Here is a 14,473-nt window from a genome sequence, read left to right on the forward strand (position 1 = left end):
GCTGTCGGGTGATTGACACAGCCTCTGGAATGACGGAAAAGAAAGGGATCTATTTCCATCCTTCTTACCCGGTTCGCCCCGCGGCGGACAACGCACCTACATGAAGCGCATAATCGGTATAAAATTCAGTCATTACGGACAAATATATTTTTTCTACTGTGAGGACCCCTTTGTAGACAGAGGGGATCGCGTACTTGCGGAAACCGGTCAGGGCCTCGGCATCGCTACGGTCATGAACATTGTGGATCGCCTTCCTGAGGATCTTCCTCCGGATGGTGTGCGCGATGTCCTGCGCAAGGTGACCGACGAGGATCAGATCGTCGCCGAAGAGAACGATACCCTGACGTACTCCGCGCACAAGTTCTGTGAATCGCGCATCCGGGAACGCCAGCTCGACATGAAGCTTGTCGATGTGGAGGTCCTGTTCGATCGCAGCAAGCTGGTGTTTTACTTTACCGCCCCGACCCGGATCGACTTTCGTGAACTGGTAAAGGATCTGGTGCGCGAGTACCACACCCGCATCGAACTGCGCCAGATCGGCGTCCGGCACGAGACGCAGATGCTCGGCGCTGTGGGGAGCTGCGGCATGGTGTGCTGCTGCCGCCGGTTCCTGCGCAAGTTCGTGCCAGTGACCATCAAAATGGCGAAGGAACAGAACCTGTTCCTGAACCCGTCCAAGATTTCGGGCATCTGCGGGCGCCTCCTGTGCTGCCTCAGCTATGAGCAGGAGAACTACGATATTTTCCACAGCAGCTGCCCGCGCCTCGGGAAGCGGTATCAGACCAACAAAGGCCCCATGAAAGTGTTGCGCGCCAACATGTTCCGCAACAGTGTGGCCTTGCTGACGGATACGAACGAGGAGCTTGAGCTGACGCTCGACGAGTGGCAGGCGCTCGATCCCCGGCGTCCCGACGCGCCGCCGCGCCCGGAAGGGAAGCCCGATGCGAAGCCGGAGAACAAGCCCTCGTCGCCCCGTCCGCATGACGAGCTGATGGTGGTCATGGCCGACCCGGACACCATCGACGAGGCGTTTGGCGACGAATCCGACGAGCTTGTTGACGATCTCGGCGGGCTCAATGACGGCGAGATGGAAACGCTTGAAGAGGGGCTCCGCCCCAAGCGCAAGCGCAAGCGGAAGAGATAGAGACGAGGGAGCGAGAAGGGGCCTTTCTGGAGAAAGAACCCTTCTCCTTCTCCCGCCCCCTTCCATCATCCCCCAAAGGCGTTTGGCCGGAGGGGAGGCCGTGCGGCGGAGCCCGTTCCGGCGGGGAAGGGTGCGATGAGCCAGAAACGGCTGTAGACGGGACGGTTTACGGTCGGCATATACGGAACACCATGAAAGGAGCTTTCCCGTGTCCTCCACGTTTTACATTACGACACCGATTTATTACGTGAACGCCCGCCCGCACCTTGGGCACGCCTATACGACCATCGTTGCGGACAGCCTGCGCCGTTTCCATACGCTGCTCGGCGAGGATACGTGGTTCCTGACCGGCACGGACGAGCACGGCGACAAGATCGTCAAGGCCGCCGAAGCGGCCGGGCAGACCCCGCAGGAATTCGTGGACGGCATCAGCGGCCAGTTCCAGGCCCTGTGGCCCAAGCTCGGCATCAAGCACGATCAGTTCATCCGTACGACGGATGCCGATCACAAGGCCCGCGTGCAGGCGTTCCTCCAGAAGGTGTACGACAACGGCGACATCTATTTCGGCGAGCACGGCGGGCATTACTGCACGGGCTGCGAGCGTTTCTACACCGAAAAGGAACTGGAAAACGGCCTGTGCCCGCAGCACCTGACCAAGCCGGACTTCATTCAGGAGAAGAACTACTTCTTCCGCATGTCCAAGTACCTGCCGTGGCTTGCCGGGCATATCCGCGAAAATCCCGACTTCATCCGTCCCGAGCGCTACCGCAATGAAGTGCTGTCGATGATCGAAAGCGGCGCGCTGGAAGACCTGTGCATTTCGCGTCCGAAAACCCGCCTCGAATGGGGCATCGAGTTGCCGTTCGACAAGGATTACGTCTGTTACGTGTGGTTTGACGCGCTGCTCAACTATATTTCCGCCCTCGGCTGGCCCGACGGCGACAAGTATGCCGCGTACTGGCCCGGCGAGCACCTCGTCGCCAAGGATATATTGAAGCCGCACGGCGTGTTCTGGCCCACCATGCTGAAATCCGCCGGGGTGCCGCTGTACAAGCACCTCAACGTGCACGGCTATTGGCTCATCAAGGACACCAAGATGTCCAAGTCGCTCGGCAACGTGGTCGAGCCCATCAAAATGGCGGAACATTACGGGCTGGATGCGTTCCGGTATTTCCTGCTGCGCGACATGCAGTTCGGTTCGGACGCCAGCTTCTCCGAAGAGGCGCTGATCACCCGCTTCAATGCCGATCTCGCCAATGACCTCGGCAACCTGTTCAGCCGCGTGCTGTCCATGAACGCCAAGTATTTCGAGAGCAAGGTTCCGCCGATGGGCGAACTGGCCGAGGACGACAAGGCGCTCATCGAACTTGCGGAGAACTCCCGCCGCAACTACGTGCAGCTGTTCGGCAACATCCGTTTCTCGCAGGGCCTCGACGCGCTGTGGGATCTCGTGCGCGCTCTCAACAAGTATGTGGATTCTCAGGCCCCGTGGACGCTTTTCAAGCAGGGCGATACGGCCCGCCTCGGTACGGTCATCCGGTTGTTGCTCGAATGTATGCGCAAGGTGGCGCTTTGCCTGTGGCCGGTCATGCCGGGCACGGCGGCGGCTCTGCTTGAGCAGCTCGGCCAGCCCTTGCCCGCGTCCGAGCGTTTCGGCGTCGCGCCCGCCGGAAACGTTAACGCTGAAGAGGGCGTTTGGGAATGCCTTGCGACGGGAAGCGTGATCGCGTCCGCGTCCAACCTGTTCCCGCGCTTGGAAATCCCGGAAGAGATGAAGGAAGACAAGAAGGCGAAGCAGAAGAAGCCCGCCAAAGAGAAGGAAGCCAAAGCCGCGCCTGCTTCGGCGCCCGCCGAAATGTCTGTTCCCGGAGTGGTCGAATACGCCGACTTCCAGAAGCTTGAGCTGCGCGTGGGCACGATCCTCGAAGCGGGCCGGGTGCCCAAAGCCGACAAGCTGCTGTGCTTCAAGATCGATCTTGGCGAAGCCGAACAGCGTCAGATCCTGTCGGGCATTGCCGAACACTTTGAGCCGGAAACCCTCGTGGGCCGTCAGGTGTGCGTGGTCGCCAACCTCGCGCCGCGCAAGATCCGCGGGCTCGTGTCCGCGGGCATGATCCTGACCGCGGAAGCCCCGGACGGCAAGCTGACCCTCCTCGCCCCCGGTGGGGATGTCGCGCCGGGAAGCAAGATTTCGTAGGGGAAAAGGATCGATGCCATTGGGGGAATCTTTCGGAAGGAAGGTTCCCCTTTTGGTTTTGAATTCCGCCGATGCGGCGCTCGGTTATGGCTTTGGGCTGTTGGCGGAACGGCCAGGCCGCCTTAAGTCCGAAGAGCGTACCGCTTGAGGGTCCCCATCCATTTCGGAAAAGGCCGCTCGAAACATTTCGGGCGGCCTTTTCATACGGAGAATGTTGTAATCAGAGTTCGATGAGCGCGAAAGCCTTTGGTAAAGGAGGGATGGGCTCCGCGCCGCAGGTTTGGGGAAGGGAGGGAAAACGTTTCCGGAGAAACGTTTTTCCCTCCCTTCCTCAATGGTTCTATACCATTCTAGAAAACGAGCCCGCAGGCGATGATGCCGACAATGATGCCGTAGAGCAGGAAGGGCCAGAAGGTCTTCTTGATGATCATGCCCTCGCTGCCGGAGAGGCCCACAACGGCGCAGACGGCCACGACGTTGTGGATGCAGATCATGTTGCCCATGCCGCCGCCGACGGCCTGAGCGGCAACGATGATTTCCTTGGAGAGCTTCAGCTGCGTGGCCATATCCCACTGGAACTGGGCGAAGAGCAGGTCGGACACGGTGTTGGAGCCGGTAATGAAGGCGCCGAGGCCGCCGACGTAGGAAGCGAGGGCGGGCCAGGCTTCACCGGTGAGGGCGGCGAGGGTCTTGGCGAGGGCGAGCGGCATGGAGTCCATGCCCGCGTCGTTCACGCCGGAGCCACGGAAGATGGACACCAGCGCCACGGCGGCGAACAGCGCGATGGTCGGGGCCTTCATCTTGGCGAAGGTGGTGGTCCATGCGTCCTTCACGTCGTTGGCCTTCATGCTGTGGAGGCCGATGGTCAGGATGGCGACCAGCGTGAAGGGAATCGTGCCGGGCAGGAACAGGTAGTCGATGGAGGCGTTCACGCCCTGATAGCCGAGGATGTCGACGAAGCTGAGCTTGAAGGAGGCGAGCCACGCCTTGAGGCCGAGTTCCGGGATACGGGTCAGCACGAGGATGAGGCCGATGATGGCGTAGGGCAGCCACGCGCGGAACTGGGTCATGTGGGGATGGAATTCGGTCTTGCCGCTGGCGGCGATGCTGCCGGTCCAGGAGGCGTCCCACTTTTCATGCGGGCCGAAGTCCCAGGTGGTTTCAGGGACGCAGAAGCCCCGCTTGGTGCCGTAAATGAGGATGCCGAGGCCGATGAGGCCGCCGATGAGGGAAGGCAGTTCGGGTCCAAGGGTCCACGCAACGATGAAGTAGGGGACGGAGAAGCAGACGCCGGCGAAGATGCAGTATTTCCACGCGGAGAAGCCTTCGGACCACGTACGGTTGGGGCCGTAGAAACGGGTCATGAAGCCAAGCATGAAAACAGGCAGGATGAAAGCCATGGGGATGTGCATCATCGTGCAGTATTCGCCCACGATTTTGCAGAATGCCGCATAGGTCATGCCGCCGTCGGCGACGCCCGCGTCAAGGATGGGTTTGAGCGGGGAGAGGCCCATGACGATGGGAGTGCCCACCGCACCGAAGCTTACGGGGAAGCTGTTGAACACAAGGCAGATGATGGCCGCGGCCATGGCGGGAAAACCGAGGGCCAGCAGGAGTGGGGCGGCGAGCGCCGCGGGGGTGCCGAAACCGGCCGCGCCTTCGATGAAGGCGGCAAACATGTATCCTATGATGATCGCCTGAACGCGCTTGTCGCGGCTGATGTTCTGCATCCCGTACTGGATGGTTTCCATGCCGCCGCTCTTCTCCAACGTGAAGAGAATCAGGATGGCGCCGAAAACGATGATGAGAACGCCGATGGCGGTGACGATGCCCTGCAACGTCAGAGCGGCAACATATCCGGGGCTCAACCCCCAGACAAGGATGCCGCTGACGGCGCAGACAAGCCACGCGAGCGGCATCGCTTTCGTTGCGGGCCATCTCATGCCGACCATAAGGATGAGCGCCACCAAAATGGGCAGAACCGCTACCATAGCAAGCAGTTCAACGGACATAATGACTCCTTTACCTTGGACAGAATTGTGAAAGAAGAAAAGAAACCTTCCCCAAAAGTTACCCTATAGTATGTGGTGTTTTTCCCGTTAGTGCAAGCATTGTCGACTGTTTGATCGAAGAGTCACAAATTGTGTGCCATATCAAAAAAAGAATTGCGCAAGTTATTATGGACGATTATGTAGAAAAAATATTGATTGGATGCCGTCAGGCAGGAACGTTTTTGTTTTGGTAAGCCGCTGTTTGGTCAAGTAAACAATATAAAGACATATCTTACTTTATTCTATGGTATAATGAAAAATACGTTCTTCATATCTCAAACAATCCGCTGTGAATATCACGCGGTGGAGTGAGCCGCCCATGTCGTCCCGTGCTTGTTCGCGAGAGAAAATATACTTTGTCGTCAATGAGAAACATCTTTTCAAGAAGTGGCCTGAGCTTGTTTCCGAACCTCGCCCCTTTGCTCCGGACGAATGCCCGGAACGGATCATTTCCGGACGGGATTGCTGGATAATACTGACATGGGCGCGGCTATGCGCTGTTGATTGCCCCTTTGACCCCGTATTAAGCTGCAGAGCTGTCGACAATGCCGTGTGCGTTTTCCATTGGGATGATGCGACCCCTGCACAGGGAGTTCACCGGTGTTTTGCCGTTGTCGCGCAAGCGGACCGGCCCCGCCCCGCGTTATCCGATATGACCGTTATGCAGAACGGGTTGATGGGGGAGACGGGGCTGCGGCGGACGATGCCGCATTGGCCCCAGCCGGGTTTGATTCCACGAGATCCCGCACGGGGAGATCGCCTTGAAACGATTGCTTACTTCGGCAGCGATCAATATGAACCGCAGTTCGTGAAGACCGGTGCCTTTCAGGATGCCCTGCGGCAGCGGGGGGTCCGCTTCGTCAACCGTTTCCAGGGGGAATGGCACGATTACCAGCATGTGGATGCCGTGCTGGCAATCCGTGATTGCCCTCCTGTTGTGCTGGCAACCAAACCGGCATCCAAGCTGATCAACGCATGGAAAGCGGGCGTACCCGCTCTACTTGGCCTGGAACCGGCCTACAGGGAATTGCGTACCTCCCCGCTGGATTTTCTGGAGGCAGCCTCGGCCGAGGCCGTGCTGGACTCCATTGATCGCCTGCAACAGGAATCTGGTTTATACCGGAGGATGACGGAACACGGCGCGAAGCGGGCGCAAGCCTTTGACGTGAACATGCTGACGCAAAAGTGGATCTCATTGCTTGAGGAAGCGCGTGAGCGGAATCGGCGGGAGACGTTGCACCCTGTAATGCGTTCTATTCGCTATCTTTGGAACCGCCAGAAGATCAACCTTGGAAAAAGGTTGTCTGGCTGGCGGGATTGAAGCACACTGCGGCCATATCGGCTCTCCAAATCCGTAGCGGCGAATTCGGAGAATCCACCCGTAACGATGAGGAGGACACGTGACAAAGGACGGGCTGCCCGGCGAGGCATCTCAAGAGGGGCAATCCCGCCCCGTCAGTCTTGCGGGGCTGGTTCTTGTGCTGTGCGTGGCCCTCATGGGGGTTATGGGCGTCTCGATCACGTTGCCTATTCTGCCTAAGCTGGGGGCCGTTTTTCATCAGGACGCCGCAGGGGTGGCGCTTCTGATCACCTGCTTTACGCTGCCGAGCGCGTTTATGACGCCGGTGGCGGGCGTGCTTGCCGACCGTTTCGGACGCAAGGCCGTGTTGCTGCCGGGGCTGCTGCTGTTCGCCTGTGGGGGAATGGGGTGCGCTTTTTCCGATTCGTTCGAGAACCTGCTGGCATGGCGAGCCATACAAGGGCTGGGGGCCGCACCTTTGGGGATCTTGTACGGGACGCTGGTAGGTGATTTCTATAAGGAAGCGGATCGCCCCAAAGTCATGGGCATGGTCGGTGCCACGATCAGCTTCGGCACCGCGTTGTACCCGGCCATCGGCGGTTTCCTCGGTGAGATGGACTGGAGGTGGCCGTTCTGGATTTCCCTGGCCGCGCTGCCGGTGGGGCTGCTTGCCCTGAGTGTCCCGCTGGAGCGCCCGCATACCGGCATGGATTGGAAACAGTACGCGCGGGATAGCCGTTCCATCATTTTCCACTCCGCCGCAATCGGGCTTTTCGGGCTGACTTTTCTCTGTTTCTGCATTCTTTACGGGCCTACCATCACCTATTTCCCTCTGCTCGCCGACCTATTATATAAAGCAACCCCTTCCCATATCGGAGCCGTCTTTACCGTGGCTTCGCTGGGTACGGCGGCCATTGCCATGAATCTGGCGTGGCTCGGGCGGAAATACTCGCACCGCCGTTTGATGCTGAGCGCTACGTGCTGCTACGTCGTGGCTCAAACGCTCATGCTTGTTCTTCCCGACGCCGTGTCCTCGCTCTGGTGGCTGACCTTGCCCATTTTCATCGGCGGAGTGGCGCAGGGGCTGACGTTCCCCTTGCTGAACGCCCGTATGACCACGCTTGCTCCAACGCGCAACAGGGCCATCGTCATGGCTATGAACGGTACGGTGCTGCGGCTTAGCCAAAGCCTTTCGCCGCTGTTTTTCGGGATCGGCTGGTCATATATAGGATGGCGCGGGCCGTATGCGATGGGGATCGGCGTGGCGCTGGTCATCGGTGCGCTCGTATGGCGCGTCTATCCGGTTTCTTCCGGGAAGGAGTGAATACCGCTTCCTTTTTCCGCTGTATGAAAAAAAGGGTGCAATTCTTTTTTGAACAGTATAAGAACGCCGCTCACACGAGGCATACTTTTCCGTTGACGAGCGGAATCCTGTAGCATAGTCTGTTGGTTGCGCAACTAAACAGCGTTGTTTCTTGATCATGTTTTTTGGGGGGATCATATGGCCATGACGAAGAAGGAGGCCTTGCTGAAGGCCGCGAAGGAACTTTTTGGCGAATGCGGCTATACCGAAACCACGTTCAAGAAGATTTCCGAACGTGCGGGAGTGGCTCTCGGGTTGTTGACCCATCATTATGGAAACAAGGAAAAGCTTTTTCTTGCCGCAGGCATGGACGTCCTCGAACGCTTTCATGAAGTTTTGCAGCGGGCGTGCGACGAAGGCAAGAATGGCCGCGAGAGCGTGTTGAATTTCTGCAAGGCGTATCTCGATTTTTCGATTGATCCCGACTCCAACTGGCTTGTCCTTGTGCGCTGTTCGCCTTACAGCGACATGAAGACGACCGACGACCGCGAGTTGATGTTCGAAAAGTTCAACGACATTCACAAACTGTTGGAACAGCAGTTGTGGCGGGGCATTGAAGACGGTTCCATCCGCGAGCTGCTCGTGAAGGAAACGGCCCAGATTCTCATGTCGCTGGTGGTCGGCGCCAACCGTACCCGTGTCCTCACGCCGTACGCGCCGCCCCATCTGTACCGTGAGGCCGTCGCTTTCGCCGCCAGAGCCATAACGCCGTGTAACGCCTGCGAGTAGCACATGGATTGGTTTTCTACCGGCCTCATCATGGGGGCTGTGCAGGGATTGACCGAATTCCTGCCGGTCTCTTCTTCGGGGCATTTGGTCATTGCCGGAGACCTGCTTGGGTTCACGGGCCCGAAGGCCAGCACATTTGAGGTCGCCATCCAGCTTGGTTCCATTTTCGCCGTACTGATGGTGTATTGGGACCGTTTCATGGGGTTGCTGCTGCCCGGCCGGGTGCAAACGTCAGCCCCGAAACCTTTTGCCGGGTTGAGGGGGATTTGGCTCCTTTTTCTGACGACGCTGCCGCCGTCGGTTTTGGGTTTGCTCCTCCATTCGTACATCAAGCAGCTTTTCACCCCCTTTAGCGTGTCGCTTTCGCTTGCCGTCGGCGGCTTGCTGATGCTTTTTGTGGAAAGCTACTGTGCGAAGCGCCCGCCCAAGTATTCCAGTATCGACGAGGTGACGCCCAAACTGGCGCTCGGCATCGGCCTTTGCCAGTGCATGGCGCTATGGCCGGGTTTTTCCCGCTCCGGCTCTACGATTATGGGCGGGATGCTGCTTGGCGAGAAGCGCGCTCTTGCCGCGGAATATTCGTTTGTGGCGGCGGTGCCGATCATGTTTGCGGCCACCGGCTACGATCTCCTCAAGACGTGGTCCCTCTTCACGGTGGATGATATTCCGTTGTTCGCTACCGGGCTGTTTTTCGCCTTCCTTTTCGGCTGGCTCGCCATCAAGACGTTTATCGCCCTTGTGGGGCGCATCACCCTGCGGCCTTTCGCCGTGTATCGGTTGCTTCTTGCGCCGATTGTGTACTTTTTTATGGTGAATATGGGGTAGCGTGAGAGCTGGAAGTGGGGAAGGGACCCTTCTGAAGAAGTGGGGAGCATCCCCACGGTTCCCCCTTCTCCAGCCCCTCCGCTCCCAAGGCTTTCGATTGGGGGCGGAACGGGAGTTTTCCCGGCAGGGGGGGCTGTTTTGCCGGGGTAAGGCCTTTTTTCGGTAAGAGCTACCAAAGGATAAAAAAACGGGCACTGTATTGCAGCGCTCGTTTTTTTGTGGGCTCAGGGATTTCAACGGAACTGTCGAATCCCAATAGAGTTCCACTCACATGCGCCTTTCGCGAGAATCCATTCCCGCATTGTCCGGTGAGGCCTGCCGTTTTGGGAGCCTGCTCGGAGCCGCCGGGGGAAGGCCGACAAGCGGGATGTCCGGTAAGCCACCCTTCTCATCGTTGATCCTTAATGAAAGTCTTTGCAGAGGGTGGGGGAGGGCCGCTTGTCCCCTTCATGGGGATTCTTCAGAAAGCCCCTCCCGCCCCCTCTCCTTTTTTCTTAATCAAAATCCGCAATGATCGTCCCGAGCGACAACGGGCCAAGGGAGCGATGGCGGAAATCGCCCCTGATCCGGGCAATGGCCTCATGCAGGTTGGGGGAGGAGATCCCGGTGCGGACGGAAGAGTGCGCCTCGATGAACGCGGCAAGGTTGTCGCAAACCTTGAGCAGCGTCCCATCCTTGGGATCGAGTCCGTCTTCATTGCCGTTGGCGTGGAGGGCGTCGAACGAGCCGAGGCAGCGCACTTGCCCCGAGCTGTCCCGGATGGTTTCGTCGAACTCTGACGTCACACCCTCACCGACGAGGCCGAGATAGTAGCGGAGGCGTTCCACCAGCCGGTCGTGCCCCCCGGCGGAGAGGGGGCCGAAGACACGCCGCTCCAGCTCTTGCAGTTCGTAGGCGCGCAGAAGGCTTGGGAGCTGGTTTACGGAGCGTTTGACCGGGGTGATGATGTCCCGCGTAAGCAGTTCCGGCAGATCGTGGAACAGTCCGGCGAAGAAGTTGTTGACCCGGCGCGCGGGGCAGGCTCCGAGGGAGAGGCTGAAGAAATACGCGTAGCCCGCAACGAGGAACATGTGCCCGAGCACGGAGGTTTCCGGCACGCGGGGCGTGTCGGCCCAGCGGATCTGGAAACGGAGCTGGCCGCACAGCTTGGCGAAACGCCCCAAGGCCGTGGGCGAATCGCTGAAAAAGGCGTGCCCCTGTATGAGTTCGTTCACGCCGCACAGATCGGTCAGACTGTCGAGACGCTCGGTGAAGGATTCGGCAATGGACTGGTTTTCCTCGTCAAACGTGTTGAATGGCTTGATGACGTTGTATTCCCACCCCGAAGCGTAGTGGTGGGCCGCCGTGAGAATGCGATCCGGGAGGCTCGTCCGATCCCGGTTCCTGTGGTAGGCGGAAAGGCGCTCCCAGAAACCTTCGTCCGGCGCGCCGAGCACGGGGCGAAGCTCTTTGAGGACCCATTCCGTCAGTTCTTTGTAATCTTTCTCGTTTTCACAGATACGGTAAAATACGGGGGGCTTGATGTCGGTTGTGACCAGACGGTACAGATAATCAAAAAGCCCTCTTTCTATAACTTCCTGTTGCAATTTAAGTTGATCTGAGGCAGAATAACCACCGCTGTTCAGGAGCGTGAGCATCCAGGCGACAATCATTTTATGCGCCTGCTTGTCTATTTCGTAGAGTTCCACGGGACGCAGTTTGTCGTTCCAGCGGCGCATGTACGAACCGGAAAACATAAGCTGTAAAAGGCTTTTTCGGATTGCGGACATCGGCTTCTCCCTTGTGATCCGTTACTCGCATGGTTGTGGCTGCCCCGCGTTGTGTTTTGCTCCGAACAATGTCCGGATTTCCTTTCTCCCTTTCCTCACAAAGGGCGGCAGGGGCAGACGCCGGGCGGTTCCAGGGCGTTTTATCAAAAGCGCCATGTTATGAGAATCGATGCTAGGGCGTCCCCGGCAACGGTTCTGTTCTGCCGAGCGCAGAAGGAAAACGGTTTTGTCGCTTGACAAGCCTGCTCTGGCATTTTATACATTTCGTTCTACAAGTTTTAGCAGAGGAGACGCTTCAGCATGAAGACGTTTAGCCCCACTCCGGAGCATATCGACCACCAGTGGTTTGTAGTGGATGCGGACAATCAGGTTCTCGGCCGTCTGGCCGCCCAAATTGCCCATCGCCTCCGCGGCAAGCACAAGCCCGAATTTGCTCCTCACATGGACAATGGCGACGTTATCGTCGTTGTCAACTGCGAAAAGATCAAGGTCACCGGCGCCAAGCTGGAAAAGAAAAAGTATTACCATCATTCCGGCTATGTGGGCGGTCTGCGTGAAATTACGCTCGACAAGCTCCTTGCTGAGAAGCCTGCCGACGTGCTGATGCACGCCGTCCGTGGTATGCTTCCCAAGAATCGTCTGGGTCGTGCCATGCTGAAGAAGCTCAAGGTGTATGCTGGCCCCACGCATCCGCATACTGCCCAGGGCCCGAAGCCTCTGTCCTTCCCGTACTAACGAGGCCAGGAGTCAATCATGTCTGAGTTTGATTACGGCACGGGCCGTCGCAAGAACGCTACTGCTCGTACCCGTCTCTATGCCGGCAACGGCGCTATCGAAGTCAACGGTCGTAAAGTGGAAGATTACTTCCCCCGCAAGACCCTTCAGATGATCATCCGCCAGCCTCTGGTCCTTACCAAGCTCGTGGACAAGTTCGACGTGAAGGTCAACGTCTGCGGCGGCGGCGTGACCGGTCAGGCTGAAGCCGTTCGTCACGGGATTTCCCGTGCCCTGCTGAGCGCCGACCCGTCCCTGCGCGGCGTCCTGAAGCGTGCAGGGTTCCTGACCCGCGACGCCCGTAAGAAGGAACGCAAAAAGTACGGTCAGCGCGCCGCTCGTGCTCGCTACCAGTATTCGAAGCGTTAAGCCGCGAGGCCCGTTTCAGATTTGTTCAGGCCGGGGGAAACCCCGGCCTTTTGGCGTTTATATCCGCTTGCGTCCGCTGGCTGCTGTGGGAAGGGCTTCGTTTTATTATTCGCTGAAATTACTTTGTTTTTTTATCTTTTTCCGTGCCCGTCCTTTACGATAACGTCTTGTGAAAACGCCGGGCTTCGGGTAAACTTCCGACAATAACCTACGAACAGAGAGCATAATGACGGATACTTTTTTGACGATTACTCCCCTGGGGGGATTGGGTGAAATAGGCATGAACTGCCAGATGTGGAACACGTCCGAAGGGTGTGTTCTTGTCGACTGCGGGATCATGTTTCCTGATGACCAGCAACTTGGCGTGGATGTGGTCATTCCGCCGCTGGAGCCCATCTTGGCTCAGCGCGGGCGGCTGCTCGGCGTGGTGCTTACGCACGGGCACGAAGACCACATCGGAGCGGTTCCGTGGCTGGTTTCTTTTATCAAGGGCCTGAAAGTCTATGGCTCCCCCATGACGCTGGCGCTCGTGGAGCACAAGCTCCGTGAACGCGGCCTCCTCGACCGGGCCGAACTCATTACCGTGACCCCCGAACACGAGTTGGCGCTCGGCGGCTTGCGTTTCCATTTCATTCCGGTGAGCCATTCCATCCCGCAGGGATACGCCCTTGCGGTGGATACGCCAGTGGGAAAAGTCGTGCATACGGGCGACTTCAAGATCGATGAATTTCCTTCTGACGGTGTCGGCACGGATTTGCCCGCCCTGCGGAGTTTCGCGGGCGCTGACGGCGTCCGGCTGTTGCTTTCCGACTCAACCAATGCCGAGAGCGAAGGGCACACCCAGTCAGAGAAAGTGGTGCGCGAGACGTTCCACGAGATTTTTTCGGAAGCGAAAGGCCGTATTGTCATCACGCTTTTTTCCAGCCATATCGAGCGCATCCAGATGGTGTTCGACATGGCCCGCGAATTCGACCGCGCCGTTGTGGTCAGCGGCCGCAGCCTCGTGAACAATATTGAGCGCGGCCGGGATCTTGGCTTCATGCGTATGCCGCCCGAGCTGTTTACGGACCAGACCATCCCCGATGTTTCCCCTGAGCGCATGGTGGTCATCGCCACAGGTTCTCAGGGAGAGCCCCTGTCCGCGCTTTCCCGCATTGCGTCCGGCGAGCACCGTCAGCTTTCCATCATGGAAGGCGACACGGTGATCATGTCTTCCCGCGTCATTCCGGGCAATGCGCGCGCCGTCAACCGGCTGATCAACCAGATGTACCGCATGGGGGCCGATGTCTGCCACGACGGGACGCGCCCCGTGCACGTTTCCGGCCATGGTCGGCGCGACGAGCTCCGCACCATGCTCGACGCCGTACGCCCCAAATTTTTCGTGCCGATTCACGGCGAGTACCGCCATCTGATCCAGCACCGCGATTTGGCCCGTGATTGGGGCATTGCGCCCGAGCGCACGTTCATCCTCGACGATGGCGAGCCGTTGACCCTGCTGCCTGATACCATTCGGCTTGAGGAGAAGATCCCCGCCGATTCCATTCTTGTGGACGGCAAGGGCGTGGGCGATGTGGGCAATCTCGTTCTGCGCGAGCGTCAGCTTCTCGGCGGCGACGGCGTTGTCGTCGTTGTACTGGTGCTTGACGAGGAGACCGGCGAGGTCATCCACGGCCCGGACATGATTTCCAAGGGCTTTGTGTTTGAGCAGCAGTTCAGCCATCTGCTTGAGGATGCCAAGTGTCTTGTCCTCGACCATCTCGAAACTTCTCCGCGGCTCGGCATCCCGCGCCTTGGCGATCGCATCCGTTCCTCCCTGCGGAGCTTCTTCCGCAAGGTCGTAGGACGCGATCCGGTTGTGGTTCCGGTCATTACGGAAGTTTAGGGGAAAAAGATTGGGGAAGGGGAGGAGAAACTTTTCTTCAGAAAAGTTTCTCCTCCCCTTCCCCAAACCC

At 58.5% G+C, this 14,473-nt stretch carries 10 protein-coding genes and 1 pseudogene; 9 read left to right on the forward strand and 2 right to left on the reverse strand.

Annotated features, from left to right (window positions below):
- Positions 1 to 100: 100 nt before the first annotated feature.
- Together T370_RS0115100 and metG are read left to right on the forward strand one after the other, a co-directional pair.
- Positions 101 to 1,144 carry a PSP1 domain-containing protein gene (locus T370_RS0115100; RefSeq protein ID WP_005025376.1) on the forward strand — a complete coding sequence of 348 codons (1,044 nt, stop codon included), beginning with the start codon at positions 101 to 103 and terminating at the stop codon, positions 1,142 to 1,144.
- Positions 1,145 to 1,337: 193 nt separating this feature from the next.
- Positions 1,338 to 3,341, forward strand: a pseudogene (gene metG, locus T370_RS0115105) (methionine--tRNA ligase); the annotation flags it as partial.
- A 350-nt stretch (positions 3,342 to 3,691) separates the two neighbouring features.
- Here metG and T370_RS0115110 read toward each other — a convergent pair.
- Positions 3,692 to 5,353 (reverse strand): L-lactate permease, encoded by a 1,662-nt coding sequence (locus tag T370_RS0115110; protein ID WP_029436212.1) that lies wholly within the window; start codon positions 5,351 to 5,353, stop codon positions 3,692 to 3,694.
- A 358-nt stretch (positions 5,354 to 5,711) separates the two neighbouring features.
- On the opposite strand from T370_RS0115110, the gene T370_RS0115115 reads away from it, so the two are divergent.
- The 4 genes from T370_RS0115115 (at position 5,712) to T370_RS0115135 (ending at position 9,609) form a co-directional block, all read left to right on the forward strand.
- The gene (locus T370_RS0115115) at positions 5,712 to 6,713 is read left to right on the forward strand and encodes a hypothetical protein (protein WP_029436213.1); all 1,002 of its coding nucleotides are present in this window, start codon (positions 5,712 to 5,714) and stop codon (positions 6,711 to 6,713) included.
- A gap of 79 nt (positions 6,714 to 6,792) precedes the next feature.
- Positions 6,793 to 8,016, forward strand: a complete 1,224-nt coding sequence (locus tag T370_RS0115120; RefSeq protein WP_005025382.1) for an MFS transporter — start codon at positions 6,793 to 6,795, stop codon at positions 8,014 to 8,016.
- Positions 8,017 to 8,193: 177 nt separating this feature from the next.
- Positions 8,194 to 8,784: a TetR/AcrR family transcriptional regulator gene (locus T370_RS0115130; RefSeq protein WP_005025383.1), complete on the forward strand. Its 591-nt coding sequence runs from the start codon at positions 8,194 to 8,196 to the stop codon at positions 8,782 to 8,784.
- A gap of 3 nt (positions 8,785 to 8,787) precedes the next feature.
- Positions 8,788 to 9,609 carry an undecaprenyl-diphosphate phosphatase gene (locus T370_RS0115135; RefSeq protein WP_005025385.1) on the forward strand — a complete coding sequence of 274 codons (822 nt, stop codon included), beginning with the start codon at positions 8,788 to 8,790 and terminating at the stop codon, positions 9,607 to 9,609.
- Between the two features lie 494 nt (positions 9,610 to 10,103).
- Here T370_RS0115135 and T370_RS0115140 read toward each other — a convergent pair whose 3' ends face one another.
- Positions 10,104 to 11,378, reverse strand: a complete 1,275-nt coding sequence (locus T370_RS0115140; RefSeq protein WP_029436215.1) for an HD domain-containing protein — start codon at positions 11,376 to 11,378, stop codon at positions 10,104 to 10,106.
- 300 nt (positions 11,379 to 11,678) lie between these two features.
- Between T370_RS0115140 and rplM the strand changes: the two genes are divergently transcribed.
- The 3 genes from rplM (at position 11,679) to T370_RS0115155 (ending at position 14,403) form a co-directional block, all read left to right on the forward strand.
- Positions 11,679 to 12,113, forward strand: coding sequence for a 50S ribosomal protein L13 (gene rplM / locus T370_RS0115145; protein WP_005025390.1), 435 nt, complete (start codon positions 11,679 to 11,681; stop codon positions 12,111 to 12,113).
- An 18-nt stretch (positions 12,114 to 12,131) separates the two neighbouring features.
- Complete coding sequence (gene rpsI / locus T370_RS0115150; protein ID WP_005025392.1) at positions 12,132 to 12,521, forward strand: 30S ribosomal protein S9; 390 nt, start codon at positions 12,132 to 12,134, stop codon at positions 12,519 to 12,521.
- Between the two features lie 226 nt (positions 12,522 to 12,747).
- Positions 12,748 to 14,403 carry a ribonuclease J gene (locus T370_RS0115155; protein WP_029436216.1) on the forward strand — a complete coding sequence of 552 codons (1,656 nt, stop codon included), beginning with the start codon at positions 12,748 to 12,750 and terminating at the stop codon, positions 14,401 to 14,403.
- The last annotated feature ends 70 nt before the right edge of the window (positions 14,404 to 14,473 follow it).

Source organism: Bilophila wadsworthia ATCC 49260, assembly GCF_000701705.1.
In the GTDB taxonomy this organism is placed as follows: Bacteria; Desulfobacterota; Desulfovibrionia; order Desulfovibrionales; family Desulfovibrionaceae; genus Bilophila; species Bilophila wadsworthia.

Excerpts from the sequence above, each read along its gene's own strand:
- T370_RS0115115 (WP_029436213.1), top strand. The coding sequence starts at position 5,712 with ATGTCGTCCCGTGCTTGTTCGCGAGAGAAAATATACTTTGTCGTCAAT.
- T370_RS0115110 (WP_029436212.1), bottom strand. The coding sequence starts at position 5,353 with ATGTCCGTTGAACTGCTTGCTATGGTAGCGGTTCTGCCCATTTTGGTG.
- T370_RS0115100 (WP_005025376.1), top strand. The coding sequence starts at position 101 with ATGAAGCGCATAATCGGTATAAAATTCAGTCATTACGGACAAATATAT.
- T370_RS0115155 (WP_029436216.1), top strand. The coding sequence starts at position 12,748 with ATGACGGATACTTTTTTGACGATTACTCCCCTGGGGGGATTGGGTGAA.
- rplM (WP_005025390.1), top strand. The coding sequence starts at position 11,679 with ATGAAGACGTTTAGCCCCACTCCGGAGCATATCGACCACCAGTGGTTT.
- T370_RS0115130 (WP_005025383.1), top strand. The coding sequence starts at position 8,194 with ATGGCCATGACGAAGAAGGAGGCCTTGCTGAAGGCCGCGAAGGAACTT.
- T370_RS0115135 (WP_005025385.1), top strand. The coding sequence starts at position 8,788 with ATGGATTGGTTTTCTACCGGCCTCATCATGGGGGCTGTGCAGGGATTG.
- rpsI (WP_005025392.1), top strand. The coding sequence starts at position 12,132 with ATGTCTGAGTTTGATTACGGCACGGGCCGTCGCAAGAACGCTACTGCT.
- T370_RS0115140 (WP_029436215.1), bottom strand. The coding sequence starts at position 11,378 with ATGTCCGCAATCCGAAAAAGCCTTTTACAGCTTATGTTTTCCGGTTCG.